The organism is Sulfitobacter sp. PR48, from assembly GCF_028807335.1.
Taxonomy (GTDB): domain Bacteria; phylum Pseudomonadota; class Alphaproteobacteria; order Rhodobacterales; family Rhodobacteraceae; genus Sulfitobacter.
Map to the genome: position 1 here is coordinate 58,963 of NZ_JARAMM010000016.1, position 14,301 is coordinate 73,263.

Sequence of the window (14,301 nt, forward strand, 5' to 3'; positions counted from 1 at the left end):
ATGATCTCCTCTCCCCACGGTCAGGTGCGGAATACGCCAAAGCGAGTCGGCCCAGCCGGAACGGAGGCCGAGATTTCCAGAAGCAGGGACAGAACCGGTGCGGTCTCATCCGGTTCGATCACGCCATCCACCCATAGGTTGCGGGCGAAATTGAAGGCGCTGGCGAAGGTTTCGTATTCCTGGCGGATCGGTGCCTTGAAGGCTTCTTCTTCCTCCGCCGTCCAATCCCTGCCCTGGCTCTCGAAGCCCTGCCGTTTGACCAGAGCAAGCGTCGTCGCCGCCTGATCGGGGCCCATGATCGCCGCCCGGCCGTTGGGCCACATGAACATCGCGTTTGGACGGAAAGCACGACCGCACATCGCCAGATAGCCGGCTCCGTACGAGCCACCGATGATGACCGTGTATTTCGGAACGGTGGCGGAACTCATCGCGGTGATGAATTTGGCCCCGGCCTTGGCGATCCCGTTCACCTCGGCCTCGCGGCCAACCATGAAGCCCGAGACATCGGCGAAGAAGACAAGCGGGATATTGCGCTGGCAGCACATCTGGATGAAATGCGTTGCCTTGTTCGCGGACTCCGTGAACAGAACGCCGTTATTAGCCAGGACGCCAACCTGGTAGCCGCCGATCCGGGCAAAACCGGTGATCAGGGTTTTGCCGTAGCCCGCCTTGAACTCTTGCAGATCGCCGCCATCGAGAATGCCACGCAGGATTTCGCGGGTGTCATTCGGCCGTCGCGGATCGCGGTTGATCAGCCCGTGCATAGCGCCCGGCGGCAGGGCCGGAGCCTCGGGCGACGTGCGCGGTCTAATCGGGGCCGGCCGGGCCGGTAGTTCCGCGACGATATCCCGGGTGATGGCGAGCGCATGCGCGTCGTTCTCCGCCATATGGTCGGTGACCCCGCTGACCTGGCTGTGCATTTCTGCACCGCCGAGCGCTTCGGGGTCCACCTTTTCGCCTGTCGCCGCCTGGACCAGCTGCGGCCCGGCCAGATACATGAAACCCTGCCCGCGAACGATGACGATTTCGTCGCAAAGTGCCGGGATATAGGCACCGCCTGCCGTACAGGCCCCAAGGACAACCGCGATCTGGGGAATACCGTCAGCCGACATGCCAACCTGATTGTGGAATATCGACCCGAAGAGACCTTCGTCGGGGAAGATATTCGCCTGATCGGGCAGAAAGGCTCCGCCGGAGTCGACAAGGGTCACGCAGGGCAGCCGGTTCGTCCAGGCGAACTTCTGCGCCCGGACGTGCTTGCGACAGGTCATGCCGAAGTATGTACCGCCCTTCACCGTCGCATCGTTGGCAATGATCATGCAGGCTTGGCCCGCGATCATGCCGACGCCTGTTACAATGCCCGCACCGGGGGGAACGCGGTCGCCGTAAAGCTCTGCGCCCGCGAGGTCAGCCAGTTCCAGAAACGGCGATCCGGGATCAATCAGCGCATCAATGCGCTCGCGCACCAGCATCTTGCCCCTGTCGAGGTGCTTTTGGCGCGCAGCGTCCGAGCCACCCCTGCGCGATGCGGCACGGCGGCTGCGCAGCTCCTTCAGAAGCTGCTCAAACGCTTCGGCATTCAGTTGCGCCTCATCGGCATCGGAGAGCTCGGTCGCAGCGGGTTTGACATTCTGGTTCATCTGGCTTCTCCCGGCAGATCAGGCATCTCGCGTAGGGTCAGGGCGACCTTGAGGGCACCCGGTTTGGAAAAGAAATCGGTTGGAACGATGGTGACGTCGGCTTTCACCGCCAGCGCATTTCTGATCCGCGCTTCTGCGGCGGCGGCCAGGGCCGTGTCCTCGGCTGCGTCACGCCCCGGACCGCGCTCAACAAGAACCTTGAGGTTGCCCTGGGTGCTGTGGCCAGCGAAATCCGCAACGATGCGCATCGTCCCGTTTGTTTCGGGTATGGCCGCGATGATCTCCTGAACCGAGGACGGAAACAGGTTCACACCCCGGACGATCAGCATATCGTCCGTACGCCCCACGCAGCGGATCGTCGGCCCTGGGCGGCCGTCGGCCCCGGAGGCGGAAGTGACGATGACATGGTCACCGCTGCGGAATCGCAAGACCGGTGAGGCCTGGCGGGTCAGCGCGGAATAGACCAGCTCGCCCTCCACGCCCTGTTCGTACGGCAATAGCTCCTCGGTTTCCGGATCGATGAGCTCGGCCAGAATGTGATCCGGGCCGACCATATGCATTCCGATCTGGCTGTCGCTTTCCGCCCAATAGGTGCATCCCAGATCGGTACCACCCAAAACCTCGCAACAGGTGGCGCCCCAGGCGGCTTCCAGCGCTTCCCGGATCGCGGGAATGCCGCCGCCCGGCTCGCCACCGACGATCAGCCGCTCGACCCCCAGGTCGGCCGCGGCGACGCCGGTAACGTCTTTGGCGATGTCCGCAAGATAGAGAAGGAAGTTCGGCGTGCCGATCGCACAGCGCGGTCTCAGGTCCCGTGCCGCGATCAGCAGCCTGTCAGCCCCGCCATCGGCCCCGATCGGGATGTCCTTGGCACCAAGATACTGAACCGCCTGGAACATCGGGATGCCGCCCACAAAGCCCTTGCCAAGCGCGAAGGTGTGCAGAACCAGATCGCCCGGACGCATGCCGCAGGCGAACAGGGCGCGGGCCGTCATCTCCTGCCAGGACAGCACGTCGCTTTCGGTCAGCCCGACATAGGAAGGGCTGCCCGTGGTGCCCGAAGACGCCTGGATCTGCACCACCTCGCCGAGCGGAGCGGCCAGATGCTCGCCCAGGGGCCGGACACGCGCCAGGCTGTCGCGCAGGTCCTGTTTCGTGGTGAACGGAATGCGCCGCAAATCCCCGATGGTCGGGATATCCGCAGCCGTCAACCCTGCCTCGGCGAAGCGGCGCTGATAGAAGGCGGAGTTGCGGACGAGGTAGTCGACCTGCTTGCGCAGCCGGTCTTCCTGAAGGGTGCGCAGTGCCCCGGGCGCCGCCAGCTCGACTGGATTGAACACCGGCGCAGCGCCGGTGGAAAGTACATCTGGTCGTCTATATCTCATTTCGATCTCACTTCCTTCGGTCCGCCGAGCGACGTTTCCACCCAATCACCCTGCGGCAGCCCGCAAGGGGCCTCGTCATTTTTTCAACCGGTCGACCGTATTATTCGTTTGGCGAAACTTCCCCCGACCGTATTAGCCGCGCGATCTCAGCTGATTGCGGATTTCACATGAGACAACATTTCCCGGCCGATCAGCATCCGGCGAATCTCGTTGGTCCCCGCTCCGATTTCGTAAAGCTTGGCATCCCGCAAGATCCGCTCGGCCGGGTAGTCATTGACATAACCATTGCCCCCGAGAAGCTGGATTGCGTCGAGGGCGACTTTCGTCGCGTTCTCTGATGCGAAGAGGATTGCACTCGCCGCTTCCTTCCTCAGAGGCAGCCCCCGGTCAGCGGCCGTTGCGACGGCATAGACATAGGACTGCGCCGCATTGCGGGCCGTCATCATGTCGGCGATCTTGCCCTGCACCAATTGGAACTCGCCGATCGCGCGGCCGAATTGCCGGCGTTCGGAAACATAGGGAATGGCAACGTCCAGCGCCGCCTGCATCAGCCCGAGGCAGGCCGCTGCCGCGATGATCCGTTCATAGTCCAACCCGCTCATCAGGACACCGACGCCGCCATCCAGAGGCCCCATCAAGTTGGCGGCGGGCACCTCGCAATCCTGGAACACAAGCTCACTGGTCCCCGAACCGCGCATTCCCATCTTGTTCAACGGCGGCGAGACAGAGAAACCGGGGTTGCCGGTTTCCACGATGAATGTCGAAATCCCGCGCTTGCCTGCCTCTGGAGAGGTCTTGGCATAGACCACCACGACATCTGCGAACTGCCCGTTGGTGATCCACATCTTGCTGCCGTTCAGGACATACCGGTCGCCTCTACGCTCGGCCCGCATCTGCATGCCGACGACATCGGATCCCGCGCCGGCCTCGCTCATTGCAAGCGCGCCGACATGCTCGCCGGACAGGAGCCGCGGCAGATATGCAGCCCGCTGTTCGGCAGACGCGTTCCTCCGGATCTGGTTGATGCAGAGGTTTGAATGGGCGACATAGGATATTCCCAGACTGCCCGACGCGCGCGACATTTCCTCTACCGCGATGGCATGCTGAAGATAGCCGAGCCCGACCCCACCATCCTCTTCGGCAACTGTCATTCCATGCAGGCCAAGTGCCCCCATTTCAGGCCACAGTGCCCTTGGGAACCTCTCGTCCCGGTCTAGCTGACCCGCCAGTGGCGCCACCCGATCCTGTGCGAAGGCAGAGACCATTTCTCGGATCTGCCGTGTCGTTTCATCCAGGTCATGGAAATCCGTCATCGTTCAGACTCCTTTGAAATCGGCGGGGCGCCGTTCGGCGAAGGCTGCGATCCCTTCGACGGAATCCGCCGTTGCCAGGATGTCGCGGAAGGCCGCGCGTTCTGCTTCAAGAGCCTCGGCAAGAGAAAGGGAACGCGACTGTCGGATCAAAGAGAGGGTCCGCTCTACAGCCAGCGGGGCATTGCTGGCGATACGCTCGGCAGTATCCAGAGCCGCCTCGATAAGCTCGGCCGGGTTCGGGTAAACGCGGCTCACCAGCCCCGAGACAAGCGCAGTTTCGGCGTCGATCATGTCCCCGGCCAGCAGCATCTGCGCGGCGAGTGACGGAGGCAGGAGCCGCGGCAGCCGCGTTACTCCGCCGCCTCCGGCGATCACGCCCACACACACTTCGGGAAGGCCGAAGCGCGCCTTCGCCGAAGCAAGGCGGATGTCCGAAGCCAGGGCAAGCTCCAGCCCGCCGCCAAGCGCGTCGCCGTTGATCGCGGCAATGATCGGTTTGCGGGTCGGAACCCGGCGGGTCATGCCGCCAAAGGTTCCGTCATCCATGTTGGTCTCGGCCCGGCGTCTAAGTTCAGGCAGATAAGACGGGATATCGGCACCTGCACAGAACGCCTTCTCGCCCGCCCCAGTGAGAACGATGCACCGGATGGCAGCGTCGCGCTCGATACCTGGCCAGATCGCCCGCAACCGGTTATCGGTTTCTACGTCGAATGCGTTGCGCTTTTCCGGACGGTCAATCGTGATCAGCGCAACGCCGGGCCGGGGAGATGTCAGACGGATGGTCATTCTTCCGCCTCCAACTGAATCCGCAGGTCACGTTTCAGAATCTTGCCAAGATAGTTCCGCGGCAGAGCGTCAAACGGTAGAAAGACCACGCTCTTCGGCGTCTGGTATCCACCCAGCCTTGACCGCGCAAAATCGATAAGCTCGCGCTCCGATGCCGACGCACCGTCACGCAGGACGACGACTGCGGTCACACGCTCGCCCCAGGTGTCGTCGTTGAAGCCAAGCACCGCAACCTCGCGGATTGCCGGGTGATCGGCCAGAACCTGTTCCACCTCCTGGGAATAGACATTGAGCCCCCCAGTCTTGATCATGTCCTTGGACCGGTCGAGAAAGGTGATGAACCCGTTCTCGTCCATGGTCGCCAGGTCGCCGGTTAGCAGCCAATCGTCGTGAAAGGTCTTGGCCGTTTCCTCGGGCCGGTTCACATAGCCGGACATCACCATCGGCCCGCGCACTGCAATCTCGCCAGCCTCGCCCGTCCCGGCAGTCCCGCGATCTTCGCGCAGGATGCGGATATCGCAATGCCGGACGGCCCGGCCAATGGAATTGGGTGCCGCCCGTTCGTAATCCTCAGGCCGCAAGCAGGTAACGATCGGCCCGGCTTCCGTTAGCCCGTATTCGTAGTAGATCCCGACGCCGGGGACGAGCGCCTCCATCGCCGCGCGGTCCTCGGCCGAAAGGCCACCGGCCCCGGAATACCAGCGACGGAACTGCGACCAATCGGTTCGCGCCGCCAGCGGATGCGAAAGAATCTGCCGGATCATCGTCGGCGGCGTGAAGCCGTTGGTCACCCCATCGCGCCCCACCGCTTCGATCCAGCCTTCCGGCGTGAATTCCGGAAGTACAATAGCCGTGCCACCGAGATACAGCGTCGGCAGAAGCCAAGTGTTGAATGCCGCCGAATGATGCAATGCGGTTCCGATCAGGGTCCGGTCGGATTCGTCCATCCGGGTCCCCTGAACCTGGTTGATCACATTCCAGAACAGGTTCGCATGGCTCAGAAGCACGCCCTTGGACAGGCCTGTCGTGCCGCCGGTGAACAGGATCACCGCGCCGCCGTCAGGGGAAACGGCAATATCGCCCGGCTCATCGCCCTGCGCCATCCCATCCACCGCATCGCGCGTCAGGTCGGAAACGGGGCATTCCAGTTGTTCGGCTGCCAGCGCCTTGGCGCTTGACGGGTCCGCGAAGAGACGCGTTACCCCAACATCGGCCATCATCCGCGCCACGCGATCAGGTGTCTCGCGGTAGTTCAGCGCGGCAATGACCCCGCCACATCTGGTGATGCCGAAGGCAAGCCGGACCCAGTCGCCCGATGCCGCGCCGATAATTCCGATCCGGTCACCCGGACGGACCCCCTGCGCGACAAGCGTCGCGGCGATGGCGGATGTTTCCCGATCAAGTTCCGCATACGTCCAACGCCGTCCGCCACTGACAAGAGCTTCCTTTTCAGGAAGACGCCGAGCGTTCTGACTGAGGTACTCGCCGATTGGGATCATGGCAGTGGTCCTTATCGTGATTTGAGTTCCGTCGATCAGTCGATCAGAATATCAAGAGCAAGCTCTGCGGACGGATCCATGGCGTAGTGGGTGAAATCCGTTACACCCTCCTGACGCAAAAAGTCCTCATCGATCACGGCGTTGCCCGAGAATTTCCTGCTATCCTTCGTCACGATGGCATAGGCTGCATCGGCCATGATGTCAGGCTTACGGCCCGTGGCGTAGTCCTCGGGGTAATATACCCTGACCGCATCCGTACTGATCATCGTTCGCGGCCAGAGCGAATTGGCCGCGACACCCTGCTCCCGGAATTCTTCCGCAAAACCCAAAGTACACATCGTCATGCCGTACTTTGAGATCGCGTATGCCAGATAACGCCCGTACCAAGTGCCCTGGGTCGAGATCGGCGGAGACAATGTGAGGATATGCGGGTTCTCGGCCTTGACCAGATGCGGCATCGCGAACTGGCCGCACAGATAAGTACCCCGAAGGTTGATCGTCTGCAAGAGATCGAAACGGCTAGCCGGAGTTCCAAGCAGGCCGGTCGGACTGATCGCGCTGGCATTGTTGACCAAAATGTCAAGCCCGCCGAATTCCTCAACGGTCTCTTCGACAGCATTGCGCAGCGCATCCTCGTCACGCACATCCACCTGAAGCGGCAGAGCCTGCCCCCCGGCCGCTTCGATTTCACGGGCAACGGAATGGATGGTGCCCTCAAGTTTTGGGTGCGGGTCGCTTGTCTTCGCCGCCAAAGCGATCCTGGCACCGTCTTGCGCGAACCGCAGCGCAATGGCGCGACCGATACCCCGGCTGCCGCCGGTCATGAAAACGACCTTGTCTTTCAGTTTACCCATTCTGGCATCCCCTCAGCTTGAAAAATCCGGCTTGCGCCGTTCGGCGAAGGCGCGCACGCCTTCCTTGAAATTCTCGCTATACGCGACCTGGGCAAAACCCGCCATCTCGCGCCCCAATTGTATGTCAAACGAGGCCGTCGGCGCTGCATAGACAAGGTTCTTGGTGACCCCGGTGGCCTCAGGTGCATTTGCGGCAAGAACCGCACACAGCTCATCAACTTCAGAGTCGAGCTTGTCTGGTTCCACGACCCGGTTTATCAGGCCGAGCGCCAACGCCTCTTCCGCAGGAAACACATCTCTGGCGAGCAGCAGCTCAAGCGCAAGACGGGTTCCCACCAGCCGGGTCAGGATGTGGGTCATGCCGCCATCGGTGGAAGCCCCGAGCTTGCGATAGGCGGTCGCGAATTTGGTTCCTTTCGCAGCCACGACAAAATCGCATGCCAAGGCCATGGAAAGCCCGCCACCCGCGACCGCTCCCTGCACCACAGCGACGACGGGCATCGGCAGCCGACGCAGCGACAACACCGCCTCGTGGAAGTCCGCGATGACATCCTTGATAAAGCGCCCCATCTCGTCGAGGTTGGCGTGGAACATGCCTATATCCCCGCCGCCGCAGAACTGCTTTCCGCGCCCGCGCAGCAGAACCACGCGGATATCCTTGCGGTCTTCCAGATCGAAGCAGGCGGATCGAAGCGCCTGCACTAGTTCAAGATCGATCACGTTCGCCGAGTCCGGGCGGTTCAGCCAGATGGTTGCGACGGAACCTTCAATAGACAGTTCGATCTTGTCGGATTGCGTTGTCATCAGCTCCTCCTGCAGAATGTTGCACTCACAATCTTGCATGAGCGTGGAGGTCATGCAATAAAAAAACGAATGACCGTTAGTAAAATAAATGAGCGACGAATTAAGGAGTCAAAAATGAGCCATGTTTTAAAGGACGTATCTGATCACGGCGTCGCTACGCTGACGATCAACAGGCCCGAAGTTCGAAACGCCTGGAGCATCGATACGGTCACGGAAATGACTGCCGCGGTGGAAGCGTTCAGGGACGATCCCCGGATCCGCGCGCTGGTTCTGGCCGGTGCAGGACGCGCTTTCAGCGCGGGGGGAGATCTGAACTGGATGCGCAGCATTCTGCATGACCCCGACGGCATTGGCCGGTCTGGAGCGGAAAAGATCCACCGTCTTCTTCAGGCCATTGGATCCTTCCCTCATCCGGTGATCGCACGGGTCAATGGTCCGGCTTTCGGCGGCGGCTTCGGGATGGTCTGCGCAGCGGATATCGCGATAGCTTCGACCGAAGCGCTTTTCGGGCTGAGCGAAGTGCGTCTGGGAATCGTGCCTGCCGTCATCTCCCCCTTCGTGCTGCGCCGGCTCGGTGGGAGCACCGCGCGCGCCACCTGCCTGACCGGAGCGGCGATCGGGACGGACGAAGCATTGCGGATTGGCCTTGTGCATCGCGTGACCGAGCCGGGCGACTTGGATGCCGCCGTCTCCGGCATGCTTGGAGAAATCCTCCAGAGCTCTCCGGTCGCGGTGGCAGCCAGCAAGAAACTATTCAACGACATAGAACGGGCAGACGAAGAGGAACATCTGTCGATTGCACTCGACGCAATCGCGAGGGCGTGGCGGTCCGAGGCCGCCGCGGAGGGGATATCGGCGTTTCTCGGGAAGCGGCCCCCGGCATGGCGCGTGACCCTGGCGGACGTCTAGCGGGCCCCCACCGCGCCCAACACGTGATCGGTATAGATCGCGATGATCTCGTCCTGCGACAGGCGACCCCGCGGCGAGTACCAGTTACACACGCCCGTCAGCGACGCGATGATCGAATAGGAAATAACCTGCGGATCCGCGACCGACCATTCCCCCGCCTCGTTTCCGCGCTCCAGTATCCGGCGCAGGCGCGACTCGTACTCGGTCCGCATCCTGATAATCTCCTGAAGATGCTGCTTCGACAGGCTGCGCAGCTCCATGTTCCCGATGAACACTTCTTCCTTACGCGCCGTATGCCAGCGCAAATGAAAGTTGATAAAACGTATCAGCGCCTCTTTCGGATCGTCGATACCGGCAAGCTCCCGCTCAAGCCCTTCGAGAAGCTCTTCCAGAACTTCCTTCAGCAGGAGAAACAGAAATTCCTCCTTGTTGCGGATGTAATTGTAAAGTGAACCCGCCTGGATCCCCACATCCTCCGCAAGGCTCCGCAGCTTCATCGCCTCGAAACCATGCTTGTAGATCCGCTTCACTCCCGCCTTGCGGATCGCCTGCAACGTCTTGACCCCGTCCGAGCCGGCGGTTCTGACCATCCTAATAAACCTCTCCTGGAAAACTCTTCATATACGACCTGCGAATAGTCCACTCACAACACAATGCACAAACTTCGGTTGCGCGCGATGAAAGCGAAACAGGACCGATAAGGCTATTTCTCCGACCATCCAAGCGACCGTGACGCGTCCCGCGTCATATCCAACAACGTCTGCGTCGACGCGCGTCTGATTTCCTTGGGGTGGTTGGCCATCCCCATGATTGTGATCCCGGCAACGATTTCTCCCTGCGAGTCGAACACCGGTGCACAGGTGGCACAATAGCCGGGCAATACATGGCCTTCCAGCGCGGAATATCCCTGCGCCCGCACGTTGGCGATCACGTCGTCCATGTTCACCGTTTCTTCGTTCAGATCGGCTTCCTCCAATTCCTGTTCTAGGAGCGAGTTGGTTACCACCCTGGGAAGATAGCCAAGGAAGACCCGTCCGGTCGCGGAATTCAAAAGCGGAAACGTGCTACCGACACCGACCGGCAAAAAAATGAACGTACTGCCCCGGTGCCACCTGACGGTGACTGGGCTTCTTTCGCCCCAAATCGCCATCATGGAAGTTTCCGTGATCCGGCTGACAAGCCGGTCGAGCGCATCCTCAGCGACTTTCAGCGCGTCGATCTGAGGCAGCGCCGACAGCCCGACACGAAGCGCCATGCTGCCAAGCCGGTAATGCCCTGTCGAAGCATCCTGGGTAACCAATCCGCCGCGGATCAGGTTGGTGAGATACCGATGGCTCTGACTGCCGGACAGGCCGCTCAGCCGGCTGATATCCTTCAACGGCAGAGAATGTCCGGCACTGGATAACACCTCCAGAACTCTCAGCCCGACCTCAACGGAGTTGATTCCTTTCCGCTCGTCCACCGCGCTGGTATCAAAGTCGTTGCCCGTTCCCTTCCCTGCCATGATGCTCTTCACTTGTGTCCGATGGGCGGTCTTCTAGAACACCCGGCGCGCATCTGCCAGCAGTATCGCCGACCGTAGCGCCCGGGATGATTTGTCCGCACGATCCTTGAGCGCCCTATCATCCGGACCGCAGTATCTTTTCCGTCAGGTGAACCCAGTAGTTCGCACCGAAGGGGATGATGTCGTCGTTGAAGTCGTAGAGCGGTTTGTGGGCCATCACGCCGCCCTTCTCACCTTCTGAGCCGTTGCCCAGCCAGATGTAGCAACCGGGACGTTCCTGTAGCATGAACGCGAAATCTTCTGCTGCCATAAGCGGATCCGGATTTCGGTTCAACCGCCCTGCCCCGAAGGCCTCTTCGATCGTATCGCCGGCAATCTGCGCCTCGTGCAAGGTATTGATCGTAGGCGGGTAGCGCCGCTCGTAGCGCACACTTGCCTCTACACAGTGGTTCTTCGCCTGCCCCTCCACGACACGGCGAATTCCCGCTTCAACGGCATCCTGCACTTCGGGCCGGAATGTTCGCGTGGTGCCGCCGAACCCCGCCCGCTCGGGCAGCGTGTTCCACGCGTTCCCACCTAAGAGCTTTGTCGCGCTGACGACCGCGGCATCCAGAGGAGCCACACTCCGGCTCACGACTGACTGAAGCGACTGGATCATGGAGGCGACCGCGAGAACCGTATCGGTGCCTGTATGCGGCCATGCGGCATGTGTACCCTTGCCTGTCACCTCAACATCGAAAATGTCGAAGGACGCCATCATCGGCCCGTCCTTGACACCGAAGTGACCTGCCGGAATGCCGGGGATGTTGTGCATTCCAAAGACCGCATCCCAGGGAAACTTGTCGAATAACCCGTCGGTAACCATCTCGCGCCCGCCGCCTTCGTTTTCCTCGGCGGGCTGGAAAATCAGGTTGACCGTGCCATTGAAGTCCTTGGAGTTCTGTAGATACTCGGCTGCGGACAGCAACATTGTCGTGTGGCCGTCATGACCGCATCCGTGCATTTTCCCCTCGAAAACCGATCGATACGCAAATGTGTTTTCCTCAAGGATATCAAGCGCATCCATATCGGCGCGCAGCCCGATACGCCGGTCGCCGGAGCCAGACTGGATCGTTCCGACACCCCTGTCCGCGCCAGCCCGCGATGCACCTGAAGTCCCATGTCACTTAGCGCATCGGCGACGACCTCGGAGGTTCGCGTCTCCTCGAAAGCCGTCTCGGGATGCGCATGCAGATCTCGCCTCAGCAAGGGCCAATGCTAATGACGCGCGGAAATTTCGGGAATCAGGCCACGTATGGTTTTTGTCATCTCATAAATCCGGGAAGCCACGTTACAATCTCGGGAAAAGCGAAAAGCAGGATCATCACGACGGTTTCGGCCAACAGGAACCAGGCCACGCCGCGAAAGACGACTTCGACACCGATCTGACCGCGAACGAGGGTCGAAACCGCAAAAACGTTCAATCCGACCGGAGGCGTTAAAAGCCCGATTTCAATGAACTTCACGACGACTATTCCGAACCAGATCAGGTCATAGCCGATTTCCGTGAACAGCGGCAGAAAGATCGGAATTGTAATGAGCATGATGCCCATCGGATCGAGAAACATACCGAGCAAAATGAAGACCACGCTGGCGCAGATGATCACCGTCAGTGGCGTGAGCGACAGTTGCAGGACCGCCGATGAAATGAAAGCGGGCAAACCGATCAAAGCCAGATAACGCGAAAACATCAGCGCGCCGATCGCGACGAATAGGATCGAAGCCGTCGTCACCATGGCATCTCTCAAGCTTCGCCGAAGCGGTGCGAAGGACAGCCGGCGCTGCAAGACCGATATCAAGATTGCGACGAAGGCCCCAAAAGCGCCGGCTTCAGTCGGGCTCATCAGCCCGCCATAGATACCGCCCATGACGATCAGAACGAGTACCGGCAACTGCCAGATTTCCGCCAGTGCACCCAATTTCTCGCGCAATGTCGGGCGATCCTCAAGTTTCGGCGCCAGATCGGGGTTCAGCCGGCACCGGGCGACGGTCATACCGCCATATGCGAAGGCCGTCACAATGCCCGGAACGATGCCGGCGACGAACAGTTTGGAAACCGAGACCTCAGCGAGAATTCCATAAACGATCAACGCAATGCTGGGCGGGATTACCGCCGCCAGGGTTCCGCCGCAGGCGCAAGAGGCCGTGGCCAGGCCCGGATGATACTTGTAACGCAGCATCACTGGGAGGCCGATCTTGCCCATCGCGATCGTCGTCGCAAATGTCGATCCCGAAGCCGCACCGAACCCGGCACAGGCGAAATTGGTCGCCACGGCCAGGCCGCCCGGCAACCGGCCAAGCCAAAGCCTCGCTGCCTTGTAGATGGACGTGGTCATTCCGGATTGGAAAGCCACCGACCCCATCAGGGTGAACATCGTATTGCCGAAAACTCGTACTGAGTCGCAAATTCCCGTGGAATCCGGCCGACGTAACTCAGCGCCGGGCCAAATCCGAGAAATAGCGCTATTCCCGAGAATGCAACCGTCGCCAGCGACAGGCCAATCGGGAACCTGAGCGCGATCAGGATCAGCAGGGCAACGACGGCGAGAAAGCCTTGTTCGACCCCCATCATGGCTTTTCCCGGCCCTTTGCACCGGCAACCACACGCCTGATGAACATCAGCACAACCGCACAGCCCATCGCGCCAAATCCCAGCGGCACGAACCAGCGGCCGGGCCAGGCTGGAAGCGAGGTGTGAACCAGTTCGATCGCTTCGTTCATCCTCGTGGCCTGAAGAGCCTCTTGCATGGTCTGCCAGGTCAAAAGCGCGCAGAATACGCCCAGAGCGGCAAGAATGACGAGATCGAGAAGAAATCGGCTTTTGCGGCCGAGCTTGTTCGTGAATATCTCAGCCTTGATGTGCTTGTCATTGCGCTGGATGTGGGCCAGCGGCAGGAACACGATCGGCACCATGTACCAATAAGACACGATGGCGTCGGTGCCTTCGAGCGGGCTGTCGAACACGGCGCTGGCAATGATCTGGACCACGATGTGAAGGCACAGCACAGCCACGATTATCTCGCCCAGAACCATCAGCGCCGAGACGAACCGGTCAAACCACTTGAACATGCCGGTCATCTAGCGCGCGCCTTCCGAGAAACCGGTGTCTTCTTGAAATTCGACCAGACAGCCATGCGCCTGAGACGGCGCCAGCCAAACGGCGCCTGCGGTGCTGCCTGCGACGGGAAAGCCTGCGTCATCCAGGCATTCTCGCAAGGTTCGGATCGAAGCGACCTGGATGCGGAAGCCGAGGTAAGCCACGTCGTCATCCGGAATCCCGTCGATACAGGCCTTTCCATAACGAGCCGCTGCTGTCGGCCGGCTCATCAGGCCCAGGTGGACATCTCCCAGAACCACCCGGACAATGCCGTCGGCACCAGCCTGAACGGATGCGCACCAAACATGTTCAAAATACTCCGCCGTTGCCAGCGGGTTGCGGCTTGCGGCCATCTGTCAATCCCGGCGCAAAAAGGGTCAGTTTCCCGGAGCAATAGTCCCCAGTTTTTCTGGGATGATGGGCGCCTTGGCGCGCGTGCTCTCCAGATAGCTGACGCGCGTCAAGGCGCCC

General features: G+C 60.9%; 15 protein-coding genes. 1 reads left to right on the plus strand and 14 read right to left on the minus strand.

The features are described 5' to 3' along the window. Positions 1–20 precede the first annotated feature (20 nt). The 7 genes from PVW51_RS18990 to PVW51_RS19020 all read right to left on the minus strand — a co-directional run bounded on the left by PVW51_RS18990 (position 21) and on the right by PVW51_RS19020 (position 8,281). On the minus strand, positions 21–1,640 hold the full coding sequence (locus PVW51_RS18990; RefSeq protein ID WP_274576787.1) for an acyl-CoA carboxylase subunit beta: 1,620 nt from the start codon (positions 1,638–1,640) through the stop codon (positions 21–23). Then, positions 1,637–3,025 (minus strand): phenylacetate--CoA ligase family protein, encoded by a 1,389-nt coding sequence (locus PVW51_RS18995; RefSeq protein WP_274576789.1) that lies wholly within the window; start codon positions 3,023–3,025, stop codon positions 1,637–1,639. Before PVW51_RS18995 ends, PVW51_RS18990 begins: the two co-directional genes overlap by 4 nt. Positions 3,026–3,171: 146 nt before the next feature. After that, positions 3,172–4,338 (minus strand): acyl-CoA dehydrogenase family protein, encoded by a 1,167-nt coding sequence (locus PVW51_RS19000; protein WP_274576791.1) that lies wholly within the window; start codon positions 4,336–4,338, stop codon positions 3,172–3,174. A 3-nt stretch (positions 4,339–4,341) separates the two neighbouring features. After that, a complete protein-coding gene (locus tag PVW51_RS19005; RefSeq protein ID WP_274576793.1) occupies positions 4,342–5,124 on the minus strand; it encodes an enoyl-CoA hydratase/isomerase family protein in 783 nt (260 codons plus the stop codon). Continuing rightward, positions 5,121–6,623, minus strand: a complete 1,503-nt coding sequence (locus tag PVW51_RS19010) for a class I adenylate-forming enzyme family protein (RefSeq protein ID WP_274576795.1) — start codon at positions 6,621–6,623, stop codon at positions 5,121–5,123. The genes PVW51_RS19005 and PVW51_RS19010 overlap by 4 nt, the downstream gene beginning before the upstream one ends. Positions 6,624–6,658: 35 nt before the next feature. Further along, positions 6,659–7,477: an SDR family oxidoreductase gene (locus PVW51_RS19015; protein WP_274576797.1), complete on the minus strand. Its 819-nt coding sequence runs from the start codon at positions 7,475–7,477 to the stop codon at positions 6,659–6,661. Between the two features lie 12 nt (positions 7,478–7,489). After that, positions 7,490–8,281 carry an enoyl-CoA hydratase/isomerase family protein gene (locus PVW51_RS19020; protein WP_274576798.1) on the minus strand — a complete coding sequence of 264 codons (792 nt, stop codon included), beginning with the start codon at positions 8,279–8,281 and terminating at the stop codon, positions 7,490–7,492. A gap of 114 nt (positions 8,282–8,395) precedes the next feature. Here PVW51_RS19020 and PVW51_RS19025 point away from each other — a divergent pair, with 114 nt between their 5' ends. Further along, positions 8,396–9,190 (plus strand): enoyl-CoA hydratase/isomerase family protein, encoded by a 795-nt coding sequence (locus tag PVW51_RS19025; protein ID WP_274576799.1) that lies wholly within the window; start codon positions 8,396–8,398, stop codon positions 9,188–9,190. On the opposite strand, the gene PVW51_RS19030 is transcribed toward PVW51_RS19025, so the two are convergent. The 7 genes from PVW51_RS19030 to PVW51_RS19060 form a co-directional block, all read right to left on the minus strand. Beyond that, on the minus strand, positions 9,187–9,780 hold the full coding sequence (locus PVW51_RS19030) for a TetR/AcrR family transcriptional regulator (RefSeq protein WP_274576802.1): 594 nt from the start codon (positions 9,778–9,780) through the stop codon (positions 9,187–9,189). The two genes, PVW51_RS19025 and PVW51_RS19030, sit on opposite strands and share 4 nt — an antisense overlap. A gap of 113 nt (positions 9,781–9,893) precedes the next feature. Beyond that, positions 9,894–10,694, minus strand: a complete 801-nt coding sequence (locus PVW51_RS19035) for an IclR family transcriptional regulator (RefSeq protein ID WP_274576803.1) — start codon at positions 10,692–10,694, stop codon at positions 9,894–9,896. A gap of 118 nt (positions 10,695–10,812) precedes the next feature. Further along, positions 10,813–11,805 (minus strand): amidohydrolase, encoded by a 993-nt coding sequence (locus tag PVW51_RS19040; protein ID WP_274576843.1) that lies wholly within the window; start codon positions 11,803–11,805, stop codon positions 10,813–10,815. A 193-nt stretch (positions 11,806–11,998) separates the two neighbouring features. Further along, a complete protein-coding gene (locus PVW51_RS19045; RefSeq protein ID WP_274576804.1) occupies positions 11,999–13,108 on the minus strand; it encodes a TRAP transporter large permease in 1,110 nt (369 codons plus the stop codon). Beyond that, complete coding sequence (locus PVW51_RS19050) at positions 13,096–13,305, minus strand: hypothetical protein (RefSeq protein WP_274576806.1); 210 nt, start codon at positions 13,303–13,305, stop codon at positions 13,096–13,098. The genes PVW51_RS19045 and PVW51_RS19050 overlap by 13 nt, the downstream gene beginning before the upstream one ends. Beyond that, positions 13,302–13,811 carry a TRAP transporter small permease gene (locus PVW51_RS19055; RefSeq protein ID WP_274576807.1) on the minus strand — a complete coding sequence of 170 codons (510 nt, stop codon included), beginning with the start codon at positions 13,809–13,811 and terminating at the stop codon, positions 13,302–13,304. Before PVW51_RS19055 ends, PVW51_RS19050 begins: the two co-directional genes overlap by 4 nt. Next, entirely contained in the window at positions 13,812–14,183 is a 372-nt protein-coding gene (locus tag PVW51_RS19060; protein WP_274576808.1) for a hypothetical protein, read from the minus strand. Positions 14,184–14,301 lie beyond the last annotated feature (118 nt).

What these genes read in the sequence shown, in the direction of transcription:
- PVW51_RS18990 (WP_274576787.1), bottom strand. Translation starts at nt 1,640, where the DNA reads ATGAACCAGAATGTCAAACCCGCTGCGACCGAGCTCTCCGATGCCGAT.
- PVW51_RS19060 (WP_274576808.1), bottom strand. Translation starts at nt 14,183, where the DNA reads ATGGCCGCAAGCCGCAACCCGCTGGCAACGGCGGAGTATTTTGAACAT.
- PVW51_RS19005 (WP_274576793.1), bottom strand. Translation starts at nt 5,124, where the DNA reads ATGACCATCCGTCTGACATCTCCCCGGCCCGGCGTTGCGCTGATCACG.
- PVW51_RS18995 (WP_274576789.1), bottom strand. Translation starts at nt 3,025, where the DNA reads ATGAGATATAGACGACCAGATGTACTTTCCACCGGCGCTGCGCCGGTG.
- PVW51_RS19025 (WP_274576799.1), top strand. Translation starts at nt 8,396, where the DNA reads ATGAGCCATGTTTTAAAGGACGTATCTGATCACGGCGTCGCTACGCTG.
- PVW51_RS19020 (WP_274576798.1), bottom strand. Translation starts at nt 8,281, where the DNA reads ATGACAACGCAATCCGACAAGATCGAACTGTCTATTGAAGGTTCCGTC.
- PVW51_RS19055 (WP_274576807.1), bottom strand. Translation starts at nt 13,811, where the DNA reads ATGACCGGCATGTTCAAGTGGTTTGACCGGTTCGTCTCGGCGCTGATG.
- PVW51_RS19050 (WP_274576806.1), bottom strand. Translation starts at nt 13,305, where the DNA reads ATGATGGGGGTCGAACAAGGCTTTCTCGCCGTCGTTGCCCTGCTGATC.
- PVW51_RS19010 (WP_274576795.1), bottom strand. Translation starts at nt 6,623, where the DNA reads ATGATCCCAATCGGCGAGTACCTCAGTCAGAACGCTCGGCGTCTTCCT.
- PVW51_RS19030 (WP_274576802.1), bottom strand. Translation starts at nt 9,780, where the DNA reads ATGGTCAGAACCGCCGGCTCGGACGGGGTCAAGACGTTGCAGGCGATC.
- PVW51_RS19035 (WP_274576803.1), bottom strand. Translation starts at nt 10,694, where the DNA reads ATGGCAGGGAAGGGAACGGGCAACGACTTTGATACCAGCGCGGTGGAC.
- PVW51_RS19015 (WP_274576797.1), bottom strand. Translation starts at nt 7,477, where the DNA reads ATGGGTAAACTGAAAGACAAGGTCGTTTTCATGACCGGCGGCAGCCGG.
- PVW51_RS19000 (WP_274576791.1), bottom strand. Translation starts at nt 4,338, where the DNA reads ATGACGGATTTCCATGACCTGGATGAAACGACACGGCAGATCCGAGAA.
- PVW51_RS19045 (WP_274576804.1), bottom strand. Translation starts at nt 13,108, where the DNA reads ATGTTCACCCTGATGGGGTCGGTGGCTTTCCAATCCGGAATGACCACG.